Consider the following 14,847-nt stretch of genomic DNA (forward strand, 5'->3'; position numbering starts at 1 on the left):
CCCGGCGGCTGAAAGCGCGCTTTTAAAAGATACGGGCTTGCCAAGCCGAGATGAACTCTGTTAATCTTTTTCCGCACCATGCGTCCATAGCTCAGTTGGATAGAGCAACTGCCTTCTAAGCAGTGGGTCACTGGTTCGAATCCAGTTGGACGTGCCATCTTTCGGAACCCCGTATTCTTTTTAAGAAAAACGGGGTTCTTTCATGTGAGGGAAAAGTTTCTTTCATCGGTGGAAGCATGCCTGCAAGAACGGTGGAACGGGGCCGGAAATGGTGCAAATGCGGATGGGCGGCCTGAATAAAGCGGCATTATCCCGTGTGGCTGTCTTGCTCCGTTGTCGGAAGAAATAGCAGTTCCCGCTCTTATCTTGTGCACGGAAAAGGAGGCCTCCTGTTCTTCAATCAATCCTGTTGGGCGATGGAACTGATGGAATGGGGGCCGTAGTTAAAAAATCCTTCTGCCGTCATCACACCGGAAGGGGAGGGAAGGGCCTCCGAATGGGCGCCATACTGGATGGAAAGAAACGGCTCAGGCTGGCGGGAATACTGAGGCGTTCCGGAGATGGTCCGCGCACGGGGCTAGTGCATTCAATAGCGCATGTATTCACAGAAAGGGAACCGGGAGGCAGAATATTTTTTTATTCTGCCTGCCGGGTGCAAATCTCTGGGGTTCTGATGAAACCGGAAGTTTGGAGCGGATTTGAATATTCATCCTGAACGAGTACATTTGCGCACAACTCCAGAATTTTATGCATGCCGTACATGGAAAGGTCGATCTCCGGATGGCGTTCCTGAAACTTGTGGATAATGCTCATTTCCGTCTCTGAAAAAATCACGGGAATGGTATTTGATATTTGAATCTTCCAGGGTTCGCCCTCACTCATCAGCTTGCCGATGAAAAGGGACTGGGTGACGGGAATGCTGCCGCGAAAGGCAAACCAGGTGTGCACGGTGCGGACGGAAACCCGGCATTGTTCCGCCAGCCATTGGCGCGTTTTACCGTGTGTGCGGAGCCATTCCTTGATTTTAAGCTTTTCAGGATTGTTTTCTTTCTCAGAGAAAGAAGCGTTTAAATCCGCATCGGCAGCCAGCTCCGGAATGATTCGGGAAAGTGCTTTTTTCGTATTGGCCGATATTTTGCGAACGCTCATCTGTGCGTAAAACGTCTGGGGCCGGATTCCTATTTCCTCCGCCAATTGGTAGGACTTGCGGTTTTGGCATTGCAGCCATTCCTTGACCATGGTGCGTATATCGTCGTCAGACATGAATTGATGCAGGTTATGTGATGAAAGAAAAAATAGGATGGCAGCGTTTGAAACGCTATTTTCTCTTTCCTTGGAACTGTTCCGGGATAGTGAACCCTGCTTTTAACTTTTGCTCTTGATGCTGGAAAGAGCATCCAAAGCCTCACTGGCCCATTCCGGAACGGTCAAACCGTGGCGTTCCGCTTCATTTCTGAACTTCTCATACTTTTGAGGAGTAACGGGAACATAAATACTGTTCGGGTTCTTGGTCTGCACCAAACGTGCGTGTTTGGCGTATTCCTCTTTCATGATTCTGATGATGAGGCGTTGTCGTGCACGGGGAATAGGAACAGTAGAAAGCCATTTATCAACCTGGCTTTTGCTAACGCCGCAAAGATCGGCGAACTCGTCACGTGTCATCTTCGTAAGGGCAAGAAACTTTCTGATGCTGGACTTCATTTCATCCATGCGCGCATTTTTCGCATTCAGAAAAATCTGGCAAGCCATTTCTGGCATATTTTCTATTTTAGAAAATAATATTGTCTTTGTGTATCCGAAAAGGTAAATCGTTTTTCCTAAATCCAATGAAACTCAAAAAAATGTGAATCCTGGAAGCGCCTGTTTTCTTATTTTAGACGAAAAACTTCATGTTTAATATTCTTCCTTCTTCAAGGTATTTTTACCGCTGTTCCGGAAAAAGAGCGCCCGTTGGGAGGGATACTTTCTGGTTCATCTTCTTCTATTGGCTTGACGAAGCCCGTTCCGGGAGTACCGTGTTATCATGTTAAATTCCTCTTTATTCGCCTTGGGGTGTTCCGCGGTTTTTGTGATGTCTGCGGGAATGCCTTTACTGGCTGCCTCTCCTGAAAAAAAAGAAAATAAAACAGCCGCTTCTGCGGATGCTCTTCCCACCCTTTCCCTGGAGGGATTGCCGGAAGTATGGCTGCAGGGAACGCCTGTCAAGGAATGGGAAAAGGACAAGGTATACATCTTTGAATTCTGGGCCACCTGGTGCGGGCCGTGCCTGGCCGCCATGCCCCATATGGAACAACTGCATCAGGCATTTAAAGACAACCCGGGCATGCAGATCATAGGAGTCAATGTCATGGACCGGAAATCTCCGGAGGCTCTGAAGGAATTTTTAAAAAACCGTCCGTCTCCCCTCACTTACACGATGGCGGTGGATGTGGATGGAAAGAGAACCAGGGAAAAATGGCTGGCTCCTATGGATGTGAACGGCATTCCGCATGCGTTTGCCGTAAAGAACGGTAAACTCATCTGGCGCGGACATCCCGTAAAACTCTCGGAAGAAATCATGCAGGCCATGTTGAAACCTGATTTTTCCGCCGCTTCCCTTCCGTCGGAAAATTCTGATGCAGGCGCCCGTGAGTGGAAGCGTTATCGGGAAGTCTCGAAAAAGCTGGGCGAGGTGGTCCGGAAAGAAGGAAAACAGGGAGCCATGGCGTTTTTAAAGCAAATCCAGGATTCAAGGGAATTTCAGCAGGATCAGATGATTCAACTGAAGATGATCCCGTTCATCGTACTGGCGGAAAAAGGAGAATTCCAGGAAGCACAGTCGGTACTTGACAGCTTGTGCAAGGAATATCCGGACAACTACCGCGTGCAGATCAATGTGGCTGGAACCTTGATGGAGGGAAAATCAGTTCCTGCCGGCAAGATGGATGCCGCTCTGGTGGAGCGGTGCCTGAACCGTTGCATTGAAATCTCAAGGAAAGGCAACAAGGAAGCCTCCCTTCCCTGGCGTCTGATGGGTGAACTCCGGGAGCGGCAGGGCAACATGAAGGAAGCGCTTCGGGATATGGAAAAGGCGCTTTCCCTGACCTCCATCAGCAAGGCGTGGACGAAGCTGCAGCAGCTTTCGGGCAATTCGGAGACGTTTCAATCCCTTGTGGACCAGGTAGCTGCGGAAATTAAGCCGGAGCCTCCTCGGAAAATGCAGGAAATGGGGCCTGTGCAGGAAGACAAGGAATACACGCCCCTTTTCAGCAAGCTGAATTGGTTCAATCATCCCGGGCTGACGGGCTTGCCTTCTGACAAAACCGTATTTATCAGCTTCTGGAGAGGAGCTGCGAGGAACAATGGCATGTGGAGTGATGGAGCTCCGGGGAAAACGCTTGATGTAGTCCTGAAAAAATATGGTCTTCTGGACAATCCCAAGGTGAAGGCTGTGGTATTGGGTGTCATTCCGATGGATCAAAAACAGATGCAGGAATATCTGTCTGGTCCGGAAGGATGGACTGCCTACCCTGTCGGTATTCCGTCGGACCATTCCGTGATGGAACTTTTTGATTCCCTGAAGCTTAATTCGTTCCCTGCCGCCGCCGTCGTTCGTGACGGAACATTGCTGTGGGCAGGAGAAATTAAAAGGATGCCCGCGTGGGTGGCGGAAACGGCCCTCTGGGACTCTTTTGACAAGAACCGGTTTGCTGAGGAGGATGCGAAGCGCAAAGCTCATCAGCAGGCCCTGCAGGCTGTCATCAAAAAATCTTTTGAACTGCGCAAGGAAAAGAAATTTGATGAATACAAAAAACTGATTGAGGAAAACGCCGAGCGATTTGCCGATGACGGATGGTTTGCCTCTACAGTGGCGGAAGTTCAGGCGGGGAAAGCCTGGAAGGAGAAGGACTACCAAAAGGTGGCGGACATCATAGACCAGGTGCTGAAGCGTTTTCCGAAGGAAGACTCCCTGGCTTCTTACCTCCTGAAAATCCTGAATGGGTCAGATGAAATGCGTGGATACAACTATCAAGCGGCCCGGCATGCCCTCCAGATCATGAAAGACTTCAATACGCGGGATGACGGTGGTTATAATGCGGCTTGCTATCAAGTCATGATGGAAATGGCCATGGAGAAAAAAGACTACGCCCAGGCGAAAAAAGACGCTGTGAATGCACTCCGGGAATTACCCCTCATGCACCAGTATGTAGCCATGAAGAAAAAACAGGCGGAAGCTTAAGAATTCTGAAACGTTTAGGCCCCTTTCGTGATGAAAGGGGCCTTTTTTGCGGGAAAAGAGAAAAATGTAATACGTTAAGAATCAGTAATATTTAGAATTCTAAAAAAATCTCCGCAAAAACGACTCGAAAAAAATTGACAAGGGGGGTGAAAATGGTAGACTTCTCGGCACGCCAACACGGCGACGGGATGAAAAGCCCGGCGGCAGGAGGGACTCGAAAGAGGGCCTGAATGAAGCCGGGGCCGGCCACCCGGAAGAGCCTCATTAAAGGGGCCGATAAGAAGATTTCAAGGGAATGACTACCGAACCCGCCGAGGGTTTTCCTGAATGCGTCGAGAGACGTGTGAGGGAGAAAAAACCCGAAGGAGCGACCTAGCTCCGAGAGGGGCGGATTGGTAGAAGCAAGGGGAAAGAAAAAAGGTCGTGACGCGCGCCGTGCTTGGCAGAGCGAAGAGGACCTCAAGAGACACAACTTGAGGGAAGAGCTGACTGAAGCATGGCGCAGATGAAATCGAAAGATTCCATTTGGTCCAGCAATTTCAAAAATTATATTTGATGGAGAGTTTGATTCTGGCTCAGAACGAACGCTGGCGGCGTGGATAAGACATGCAAGTCGAACGGGAGAATTGCTAGCTTGCTAATAATTCTCTAGTGGCGCACGGGTGAGTAACACGTGAGTAACCTGCCCCCAAGAGTGGGATAGCCCCGGGAAACTGGGATTAATACCGCATAAAATCGCAAGATTAAAGCAGCAATGCGCTTGGGGATGGGCTCGCGTCCTATTAGTTAGTTGGTGAGGTAACGGCTCACCAAGGCGATGACGGGTAGCCGGTCTGAGAGGATGTCCGGCCACACTGGAACTGAGACACGGTCCAGACACCTACGGGTGGCAGCAGTCGAGAATCATTCACAATGGGGGAAACCCTGATGGTGCGACGCCGCGTGGGGGAATGAAGGTCTTCGGATTGTAAACCCCTGTCATGTGGGAGCAAATTAAAAAGATAGTACCACAAGAGGAAGAGACGGCTAACTCTGTGCCAGCAGCCGCGGTAATACAGAGGTCTCAAGCGTTGTTCGGAATCACTGGGCGTAAAGCGTGCGTAGGCGGTTTCGTAAGTCGTGTGTGAAAGGCGGGGGCTCAACCCCCGGACTGCACATGATACTGCGAGACTAGAGTAATGGAGGGGGAACCGGGATTCTCGGTGTAGCAGTGAAATGCGTAGATATCGAGAGGAACACTCGTGGCGAAGGCGGGTTCCTGGACATTAACTGACGCTGAGGCACGAAGGCCAGGGGAGCGAAAGGGATTAGATACCCCTGTAGTCCTGGCAGTAAACGGTGCACGCTTGGTGTGCGGGGAATCGACCCCCTGCGTGCCGGAGCTAACGCGTTAAGCGTGCCGCCTGGGGAGTACGGTCGCAAGATTAAAACTCAAAGAAATTGACGGGGACCCGCACAAGCGGTGGAGTATGTGGCTTAATTCGATGCAACGCGAAGAACCTTACCTGGGCTTGACATGTAATGAACAACATGTGAAAGCATGCGACTCTTCGGAGGCGTTACACAGGTGCTGCATGGCCGTCGTCAGCTCGTGTCGTGAGATGTTTGGTTAAGTCCAGCAACGAGCGCAACCCCTGTTGCCAGTTACCAGCACGTAAAGGTGGGGACTCTGGCGAGACTGCCCAGATCAACTGGGAGGAAGGTGGGGACGACGTCAGGTCAGTATGGCCCTTATGCCCAGGGCTGCACACGTACTACAATGCCCAGTACAGAGGGGGCCGAAGCCGCGAGGCGGAGGAAATCCTAAAAACTGGGCCCAGTTCGGACTGTAGGCTGCAACCCGCCTACACGAAGCCGGAATCGCTAGTAATGGCGCATCAGCTACGGCGCCGTGAATACGTTCCCGGGTCTTGTACACACCGCCCGTCACATCATGGAAGCCGGTCGCACCCGAAGTATCTGAAGCCAACCGCAAGGAGGCAGGGTCCTAAGGTGAGACTGGTAACTGGGATGAAGTCGTAACAAGGTAGCCGTAGGGGAACCTGCGGCTGGATCACCTCCTTTCTATGGAGAAAGTGCATGAAAAATGCACAGGTCGGATCTCTTCCCGAGGGAAGAGAGAGCGGAACCCGCGAGGGCCCGCAACGAACCAAAGATGTGTAAACAGCCAGTTCGCTTGGAGCGAAACTAGGCACGACGTGCGTGACGACCTTTTTTCAAAAAGAACCGCAACTGGGGGTATAGCTCAGTTGGTAGAGCGCCAGCTTTGCAAGCTGGATGTCCGGGGTTCGAGTCCCCGTGCCTCCACCAGTTTCGGTAAGAAGGCGGGAGCCGGAAAACTTTAGTAACTAAACTTTAGTATTTGGTAACTGTCTCTCAGAGACCCAAAACCGGGCCTGTAGCTCAGTTGGTTAGAGCACGCGCTTGATAAGCGCGGGGTCACAGGTTCAAGTCCTGTCAGGCCCACCAAAAAAATCGATTATTGAGGGAAAGCGAAAATTGACATCTGCGTGGCAAAGAAAACAATTGCTGAGAAGCAATTGCTTTCCAACAAAGTGGGTAGTTGAAAAACAACTACAATACACAATTTAAAACATGCATACCAAGAAATAAGACAATACAGTAAGTCACGAAAGGGCTTTGTGGTATTGTGGAAGTGGTAAAAAACTTTTGCAATATGATGAAGTAAGTAAGGGCGTACGGTGAATGCCTTGGTGCCAACAGGCGAAGAAGGACGCGGCAAGCTGCGAAAATCCTCGGGAAGCTGCAAGCAAGCGATGATCCGGGGGTATCCGAATGGGGTAACCTGATCGAGGCAATACTCGATCGTTCATACCTGAATACATAGGGTATGAAACGCGAAACCCGCTGAAGTGAAACATCTCAGTAAGCGGAGGAAAAGAAAGAGAAATCGATTCCGTAAGTAGTGGCGAGCGAAAGCGGATGGAGCCCAAACCGAAGGTACTCCTTCGGGGTTGTAGGACCACGAGATATTCGACCATACTGGATAGTAGAACAGCCTGGAAAGGCTGGCCGTAGAAGGTGAAAGCCCTGTAGACGAAATCCAGCGTGGGAATTAGTGGGATCCTGAGTAATACATCACACGTGGAACGATGTATGAATCAGCGCGGACCACCGCGCAAGGCTAAATACTAGTTGGCGACCGATAGTGAACAAGTACCGCGAGGGAAAGGTGAAAAGAACCGCTGTGAGCGGAGTGAAATAGAACCTGAAACCGTATGTCTACAAAGTGTCAGAGCAGAGCAATCTGCGATGGCGTGCCTTTTGTTTAATGAGTCTGCGAGTCAGTGTTTGTGGCAAGACTAAGGGCTTCCGGCCCGGAGTCGCAGCGAAAGCAAGTCCGAATAGGGCGAATTAAGTCGCAGGTACTGGACCCGAAGCGGAGGTGACCTACCCTTGGCCAGGTTGAAGCATGGGTAAAACCATGTGGAGGACCGAACAGGTGAACGTTGAAAAGTTCTCTGATGAGCTGAGGGTAGGAGTGAAAGGCTAATCAAACCCCGTGATAGCTGGTTCTCTTCGAAATGCATTTAGGTGCAGCGTCACGTGCTGATGCGCGGGGGTAGAGCACTGACAAGGCTAGGGGGCACACCCGCTTACCAAACCTTATCAAACTCCGAATACCGTGCAATGGAACGTGGCAGTGAGACAGTGGGGGATAAGCTTCATTGTCGAGAGGGAAACAACCCAGACCAGCAGCTAAGGTGCCTAAATAACGCTCAGTGGAAAGGATGTGGGATTACACAGACAGTGAGGATGTTGGCTTAGAAGCAGCCACCATTTAAAAAATGCGTAATAGCTTACTCATCGAGTGATCCTGCGCCGAAAATGATTGGCGATCAAGCGTTATACCGAAGCTCTGGACTTTACCTTACGGTAGAGTGGTAGAAGAGCGTTGCATGCGCGTTGAAGGGTGATGGCGACTGACCCTGGAGCACATGCAAGTGAGTATGCAGACATGAGTAACGTAAAGCCGGGTGAAATCCCCGGCCGCCGTAAACCCGAGGTTTCCAGGGCAACGTGTTTCGTCCCTGGGTTAGCCGGGACCTAAGCCGAGGCCGAGAGGCGTAGGCGATGGATATCAGGTTAATAATCCTGAGCTCGCGACCCTTAAACTGGGGGGACGCATGAGAAAAGATGACTAGGTTATTGAATTCCGAGTTGAGTCCACGGACTCAGCGCATCATTGGATCGAGTGCCAAGAAAAGCCCCAGCGTATGCTAAGCGACCCGTACCGCAAACCGACACAGGTGGGTGGGTAGAATATACCAAGGCGTAAGAGTGAAACCTGGTTAAGGAACTCGGCAAATTAGCCCCGTAACTTCGGAAGAAGGGGTGCCTGCAGCGATGCAGGCCGCAGAGAAATGGCCCAACCGACTGTTTATCAAAAACACAGCACTCTGCAAAGACGCAAGTCGAAGTATAGGGTGTGACACGTGACCAATGCCGAAAGATTAAGGCAAGGGGTTAGCCGCAAGGCGAAGCTCTGAACCCAAGTCCCGGTGAATGTCGGCCGTAACTATAACGGTCCTAAGGTAGCGAAATTCCTTGTCGGGTAAGTTCCGACCTGCACGAATCGTGAAACGAGTTGGGCACTGTCTCAACCAGGCGCTCAGTGAAATTGTAGTGGCGGTGAAGATGCCGCCTACCCGCAGAAGGACGGAAAGACCCTATAGACCTTAACTGTAAGCTGTCATTGTTTCTTCGGTTTTAATGCTCAGAGTAAGTGGGAGACGCTGAAGACGCCCTTTAGGGGGCGTCGGAGTCATCAATGAGACACCACCCTTTGAAACTGGAGGATCTAACCCTGAGCCGTGAATCCGGCCAGAGGACCGTGTCAGCCGGTCAGTTTTACTGGGGCGGTATCCTCCCAAAGAGTAACGGAGGAGCGCGAAGGTGGGCTCAGCCCGGTTGGCAACCGGGTGTCGAGTGCATGGGCATAAGCCCGCCTAACTGTGAGACCAACAAGTCGAGCAGATGCGAAAGCAGGCCCAAGTGATCCGGCGGTAGAAAGTGGAATTGCCGTCGCTCAACGGATAAAAGGTACCTTAGGGATAACAGGCTGATCACGCCCAAGAGTTCATATCGACGGCGTGGTTTGGCACCTCGATGTCGGCTCGTCGCATCCTGGGGCTGGAGAAGGTCCCAAGGGTCCGGCTGTTCGCCGGTTAAAGCGGCACGCGAGCTGGGTTCAGAACGTCGCGAGACAGTTCGGTCCTCTATCCTCTGTGGGCGTTGGAAAATTGAGGGGTTCAGACCTTAGTACGAGAGGACCGGGTCTGACGCACCACTGGTGCATCGGTTGTACTGTCAAGTGCATGGCCGAGTAGCTAAGTGCGGACGGGATAAGCGCTGAAAGCATCTAAGCGCCAAGCCCATCCCAAGATGAGTTTTCCCTATAGGTTCGTGGAAGACCACCACGTTGATAGGTCGCAGGTGTAAGTGCAGCAATGTATTGAGCCAAGCGATACTAATCACCAATAGACTTCATCATATTACATCACTCCCGTTCGTGAATAACAACTTGCTGTTGTCTTGTTCATTGGATGTATGTTTAAAAGTAACACCACCAGCCACGCAGATGTCAGTTTACGCTGATTCCTTCCCCTCGTAACGAGAGGAAATCTTCTTAGCCACACACACAACAACCCTTAAAAAATCCCCCTCAAAGCCCCCCCAAGGGCTCCCGGGCAGGCAGGATGAAGAAAATGAAAAACTCTTCCCCCTGAAGCCCGGTGGCCAGAGCGCAGTGGTCCCACCCGGTCCCGTTCCGAACCCGGAAGTGAAACGCTGCCGCGCCAATGGTAGTCGGACGATAGGTCCCGCAAGAGTAGGTCGCCGCCGGGATTTTTTTCATCAGGCCCCGCCAGTTCCTCAACTGGCGGGGCTTGTTCTTTTCTTGATGGAAAATCTTGAAAACATACTTCTCAAAAATTGCTTTTCCCGCCATTGCATTACTCCTTGAAAGACGCCGCGGATTTTGCATGTATAGTTGGTGCTATGCTTTCACATGCTTTTGCAGTCGGTTCGGTTCTGGGAACGGTCATGTCCCCGCTTGTTTGCGTCTCTGCGGCGGAAATATCTCCCGTAGCGGCCGCTGAAGGCGTGGTGGCGCGCGTGACTCCATCAGCCAAGGACGCCGTGGCATTCCGCTTGAATCCGGCTATGGGCAACAAGATTACTATTTCTGGCGCACCCGGAGGCATCCGGGTGGAAGCATCTGACGTGCGGCGCCTGGTGGCGGGGTACGGATGGTATCTGAAAAATATTGCCAAGGTGCATTTTTCATGGAACGGAGACCGTCTGACGCTTCCCTCTCCGTTGCCTGCTCCGTCCACCCCTGTCACGATTGAGTCCCCGTGGAATACCGTTTTTGCGTATAATTACTGCACGCTGTCCTATACGGCGGCTTTCTGGGACTGGAACCGCTGGCAGCGCGAGATTGATTTTCTGGCTCTGAGCGGGTTTACGCACGCGCTGGTGACGGCAGGCCTGGAGAAGACCTGGGAGGATTTCCTCATTGGCCTGGGGTATCCCCGTGAAAAGGCTCTCCGCTTCATCCCCAATCCCGCTTTTGCCGCCTGGTGGAATATGGGCAACCTGGAAGGACACGGAGGACCGTTGACCCAGCAGCAGATTGACAGGATGGCACAGATGGGTAGGCGCATCGTGTCCCGCATGGAGCAGTTGGGAATGACCCCCGTGCTTCAGGGTTATGTGGGGTTTGTTCCTGCGGATTTTGCGGAGAACGTGCAGATGAAGGGGCTGAAGCTTATTCCGCAGGGGGAATGGGTCAATTTCAAGAGGCCGTGGGTTGTGGACCCCACTTGCGAGGCTTTTCCGAAGCTGGCCGCGGGCTGGTACAAGGCTCTCCGCAAGGTATACGGCATTTCCGGAAAGATGTTCGGCGGGGATTTGTTCCATGAAGGCGGCAGCAAGGGCGACATTAACGTGACGCGCGCGGCGCAGGCGGTGCAGGGCGCCATGCAGAAGGCTTCACCGGGTTCTTCCTGGGTGATCCAGGCCTGGGGGGGCAATCCTTCCCGCGAGCTGCTGGCCGGTACGGACCCGAGGCATGCTCTTGTGCTGCAGCTCACCAAGGACATGGCTGACGGCGGGAAGAATTTGAGGACTTTTGACGGTATTCCCTGGGTCTGGTGCGAGCTGGCCAACTTCGGCGGCAATACGGGACTATACGGAGGGGTTCCCCTTCTGTCCCGGCTGGGGAGTGATTTGGCCGGCTACAGGGACAAGGGCCTGGTGGGAATGGGCACCTTGTCCGAAGGGCTGGAAACGAATCCCCTGCATTACGCCCTCTTCAGCGACCGTTTATGGACGGCGGAGGATATTCCCGTCCGGGACTGGCTAAGGAAGTATGCGCGCCAGCGTTACGGCGCCGCTCCGGCAGCGGTTGTGCGGGCTTTGGAAATCCTGTCTTCCTCCATTTACAATCCCGCCCGTTCGCAGGAGGGGTGTACGGAGTCCATTATCTGCGCCCGTCCGTCCTGGGACGTCCGCAAGGCCTCCACGTGGTCCAGCGGAGAGAGGTATTACCATTTGGGCGACATCGTTAAAGCGGCCCGCGGTTATTTGAAGGCGGCCAATGACCAGCCGTCCCTGGTGAAGGAGGAGACCTTCCGCTATGATTTGGTGGATGTCGTCCGCCAGGCGCTCGCGGACGCCGCTTTTTACCAGCTCCAGCGGGTCAGGAGCGCTTTTGACGCCGGAGACGTACCTGCCTACAGGAAGCAGGTGAAGCTTTTCCTGTCCCTGGTTTCGGATATGGACGCCCTCCTGGCGACGGACAGCCAGTTCCTGCTGGGAACCTGGCAGAAGAAGGCGCTGGATTGGGGGAGCACCCGGCAGGAGAAGGCCTTGATGGACAAGTCCGCCAAGATGCTTGTTACCACGTGGATTGACCAGGCTCCCCGCGCGCTGAATGATTATTCCAACCGCCAGTGGGCCGGGCTTGTGGCCGATTTTTATCTGCCCCGCTGGAAGAATTTTTTTGAATCCCAGCTGGATGTGCTGACTGGAAAGAAGGACCGTGCCGCCGCCCAGGCCGCCTTCATGGATAAGACGGTCCGGGAGGAATTGGCCTTTGCCGGAAATGGAAAGGTGTATTCCACGAAGTCGTCCGGGGATGCTCTGGCCGTCGCCAACCGCGTGATGAATGCCCACCGGGAAATGCTGGACGCCCTGAGCGCGGAAGAAAGACATTCCACGGGAACTCCGTGGGACCTCCAGCAGGGATCCCCGTTGCAGTTCAACGTGACGGACCAGGTAACCGGACCAGGCACGTACACCGCCACCTTCCAGTGGAAGAACGGCCCCAGCGCCCTGAAGATTCATTCCGTCAAGTTGTACGAGGGGAACAGGGAGGTGGCCGCAGATAACCATGAAGGCTGGACCGGCGTGGAGAATAAGGATAATTCCTACAGGCTTGATCTGAAGAAGTACCGCACCAACCTGGATTCCTATACCTTGAAGGCGGAGGTGAGCGGCGTTTCCGAAGGGGATTCCAAGGGTGAAATGACGTTGAAGAAGGAAGCCCGCTGACGCGCCATCGGCCCTGGGCCGGATCTCTGGAATATGCTTTTTTCCGGAGAGCCGGAGTCCGTCAAGGTATTTAGCGTGCCGCCTGGTAAATGCTGAACATCAGGATGGCCATGCCCGTCAGGGCCGCGCCGGCAATGATGCCGGAAGCGGTGGGGATTTTATATTCCTTGGATTTGGCCTTGAAAAAGCGGTCCGCGGCCCAGCCGAGCACGGCCCCTGCAAAGAAAAGGAAGGAGTCGTTCCACTGGATGGCCCAGGCCAGCCCGAAGCCGATGGGGGTGGGGAGCCATTTGCCTGCGGCGGGAAGGTAGCGGGGGACAAGCACCAGAATGAGGCCGAGGATGCCGCCCGCGATGATGGAGAGAACCTTGATGCTGTGCAGGTGGCTGAACCCCATGCCCAGCGCTTCCGCCGTGGCCGCCCATGTTCTGGCTCCAGGAGCATTGAAGGCCTGAAGCGCGTCCACGTCTGGGACCATGGAGCGGAAGGCCAGCACGGAGACGAGGGTTCCCAGGAAGATTCCGGAGAACTGGGCGATGAATTGCTTGCGGGGATTGGCCCCCAGCAGGTAGCCCACCTTGAGGTCCACGAGCAGGTCTGCCGAAGAACTGGATGCTCCGGAGGTGATGTTGGCCGCCATCAGGTTGGCCGTCACGTGTCCCGGCGCGATTCCGCCGAAGATGAGCTGCGTGACTTTCCCCATGGCTCCGGTAGGCGTGATGTTGGCTTCCCCGGTGATCCGGCAGACGACCAGCGCCAGGAAGAAGGAGATGACTACTGCAATGCAGCTCATCCAGTACGGAACGTCAAAGGTGACGTACGCCAGGTAGCCGAGAGCCCCCAGGGAGACGAGCTGGCCTGCCAGGAACCAGCTCATGGGCGTTTCTATTTTTTCCACGTCCGTCAGCTCCCGCCTTTTAGTCAGGGAGAACATGGCGCCCAGGGAGGAGAAGGAGCGGACGATGCTTTTCCATTGGAACAGGAAGGCCACGATGCTGGCGACGACCATGCAGGCGGTTCCTCCCCACAGGGTCCAGCCCACGCTGTCCCGGTAGCCCGCTCCCGCGGGAAGCAGTCCCTGGCTTTCCAGCCACGGTACGTAGAGAGCCCAGCAGACTGTACCGCCTATGAAGAGGCTGAGGGAAGTTTTCATGCCTACCAGCGCGCCCGCGCCCACGAACATGAGGTCCCATTTGAAGAAGATGGTGCGCTGGTACCAGTTGCCCAGGATTTGTTGCTGGGCGGTGCCCAGCCATTGTTCCCCTCCCGCCGCCATGGCGATGGCGTTGGCGGAGGCGAAGAGGGCGGAGTAAAGAAGGGCTTTGGCCTGTCCAGCCGCCTTTTTGCCTTCTGAATAGAGCACCTTGAGGGTTTCCGCCGTGGCGATGCTGTCCGGAAACCTGATTTGCTCAATGTTGATCATCTGGCGCTTCATCGGAATGGCCATGGTGACGCCCAGCACGGCAATGAAGAATATCCAGGCGAAGGTGACGCCCAGCGGCATGTGCTGCCCCGTCAGCAGGAGCAGGGCGGCCACGGCGGAGGTGAGCGTGCCTCCCGTGGAGTAGCCCGCGGAGCTGGCGGCGGACTGCATGCACGTGTTTTCCAGAATGGTCATGGGGGATTTGGAGATGCCCAGGCGCACGAAGGCGTTCCACAGGGCAAAGGAGATGATGCCCGCCGTCAGGGCCACCCCGAAGGACCATCCCATCTTAAGGTTGGCGTACAGGTTGGTAAGGGAGAGGATGGAGCCGAGGATCATTCCTACGATGACGGCTCTCCAGGTAAGCTGCTTCATTCTGTCTCCGGAGCCCAGGTAGACACGGTCATACCATTGCTGTTCGATTTCATCCGGCGTGCCCTGGAAGCCGTCCAGGGGCAGCGGCTTTTCCAGGCAGGAGAGAGGAGCGGGGGAAGACTGGGATTCCGTAGGTGCCATACGGGCCGGAACATAGCATGTGCGGGCGCGGTGGAAAAGCCGTATCTGCCTTTTCCTTTCCTCCGGAATGCCCCCCGCTTGGGGCTTGCCTGCCCGTGGAGCCCGTGGT

The 14,847-nt window shown here is 54.1% G+C and carries 5 protein-coding genes, 3 tRNA genes and 3 rRNA genes; 8 read left to right on the forward strand and 3 right to left on the reverse strand.

Annotated elements, in window-relative coordinates:
• Window positions 1–80: 80 nt before the first annotated feature.
• Window positions 81–157, forward strand: a tRNA-Arg gene (locus tag P8A25_RS03390).
• A 479-nt stretch (window positions 158–636) separates the two neighbouring features.
• Here the strand turns inward: P8A25_RS03390 and P8A25_RS03395 are convergent.
• Complete coding sequence (locus P8A25_RS03395; protein WP_404838761.1) at window positions 637–1,263, reverse strand: hypothetical protein; 627 nt, start codon at window positions 1,261–1,263, stop codon at window positions 637–639.
• A 102-nt stretch (window positions 1,264–1,365) separates the two neighbouring features.
• On the reverse strand, window positions 1,366–1,758 hold the full coding sequence (locus tag P8A25_RS03400; RefSeq protein WP_022395910.1) for a hypothetical protein: 393 nt from the start codon (window positions 1,756–1,758) through the stop codon (window positions 1,366–1,368).
• A 325-nt stretch (window positions 1,759–2,083) separates the two neighbouring features.
• On the opposite strand from P8A25_RS03400, the gene P8A25_RS03405 reads away from it, so the two are divergent.
• The 7 genes from P8A25_RS03405 (at window position 2,084) to P8A25_RS03435 (ending at window position 12,799) form a co-directional block, all read left to right on the forward strand.
• Window positions 2,084–4,219, forward strand: a complete 2,136-nt coding sequence (locus P8A25_RS03405) for a redoxin domain-containing protein (protein WP_215442528.1) — start codon at window positions 2,084–2,086, stop codon at window positions 4,217–4,219.
• 552 nt (window positions 4,220–4,771) lie between these two features.
• A 16S ribosomal RNA gene (locus tag P8A25_RS03410) occupies window positions 4,772–6,283 on the forward strand.
• 170 nt (window positions 6,284–6,453) lie between these two features.
• Window positions 6,454–6,529, forward strand: a tRNA-Ala gene (locus P8A25_RS03415).
• Window positions 6,530–6,611: 82 nt separating this feature from the next.
• Window positions 6,612–6,688 (forward strand) — tRNA-Ile (locus P8A25_RS03420).
• A 210-nt stretch (window positions 6,689–6,898) separates the two neighbouring features.
• Window positions 6,899–9,734: ribosomal RNA gene (locus tag P8A25_RS03425) — 23S ribosomal RNA — on the forward strand.
• 237 nt (window positions 9,735–9,971) lie between these two features.
• Window positions 9,972–10,087: ribosomal RNA gene (gene rrf / locus P8A25_RS03430) — 5S ribosomal RNA — on the forward strand.
• Together the 16S, 23S and 5S rRNA genes with 2 tRNA genes alongside form the textbook arrangement of a ribosomal RNA operon.
• A 198-nt stretch (window positions 10,088–10,285) precedes the next feature.
• A complete protein-coding gene (locus P8A25_RS03435; protein WP_215458453.1) occupies window positions 10,286–12,799 on the forward strand; it encodes an alpha-N-acetylglucosaminidase in 2,514 nt (837 codons plus the stop codon).
• A 70-nt stretch (window positions 12,800–12,869) separates the two neighbouring features.
• On the opposite strand, the gene P8A25_RS03440 is transcribed toward P8A25_RS03435, so the two are convergent.
• Window positions 12,870–14,738: an OPT family oligopeptide transporter gene (locus tag P8A25_RS03440; protein WP_215443632.1), complete on the reverse strand. Its 1,869-nt coding sequence runs from the start codon at window positions 14,736–14,738 to the stop codon at window positions 12,870–12,872.
• Between the last annotated feature and the right edge of the window lie 109 nt (window positions 14,739–14,847).

The organism is Akkermansia sp. BCRC 18949, assembly GCF_045011645.1.
Classification (GTDB): Bacteria; Verrucomicrobiota; Verrucomicrobiia; order Verrucomicrobiales; family Akkermansiaceae; genus Akkermansia; species Akkermansia massiliensis.

Bases quoted from the DNA above. Each gene is read 5' to 3' on its own strand.
- P8A25_RS03395 (WP_404838761.1), bottom strand. From the start codon at position 1,263: ATGTCTGACGACGATATACGCACCATGGTCAAGGAATGGCTGCAATGC.
- P8A25_RS03400 (WP_022395910.1), bottom strand. From the start codon at position 1,758: ATGCCAGAAATGGCTTGCCAGATTTTTCTGAATGCGAAAAATGCGCGC.
- P8A25_RS03405 (WP_215442528.1), top strand. From the start codon at position 2,084: ATGCCTTTACTGGCTGCCTCTCCTGAAAAAAAAGAAAATAAAACAGCC.
- P8A25_RS03435 (WP_215458453.1), top strand. From the start codon at position 10,286: ATGTCCCCGCTTGTTTGCGTCTCTGCGGCGGAAATATCTCCCGTAGCG.
- P8A25_RS03440 (WP_215443632.1), bottom strand. From the start codon at position 14,738: ATGGCACCTACGGAATCCCAGTCTTCCCCCGCTCCTCTCTCCTGCCTG.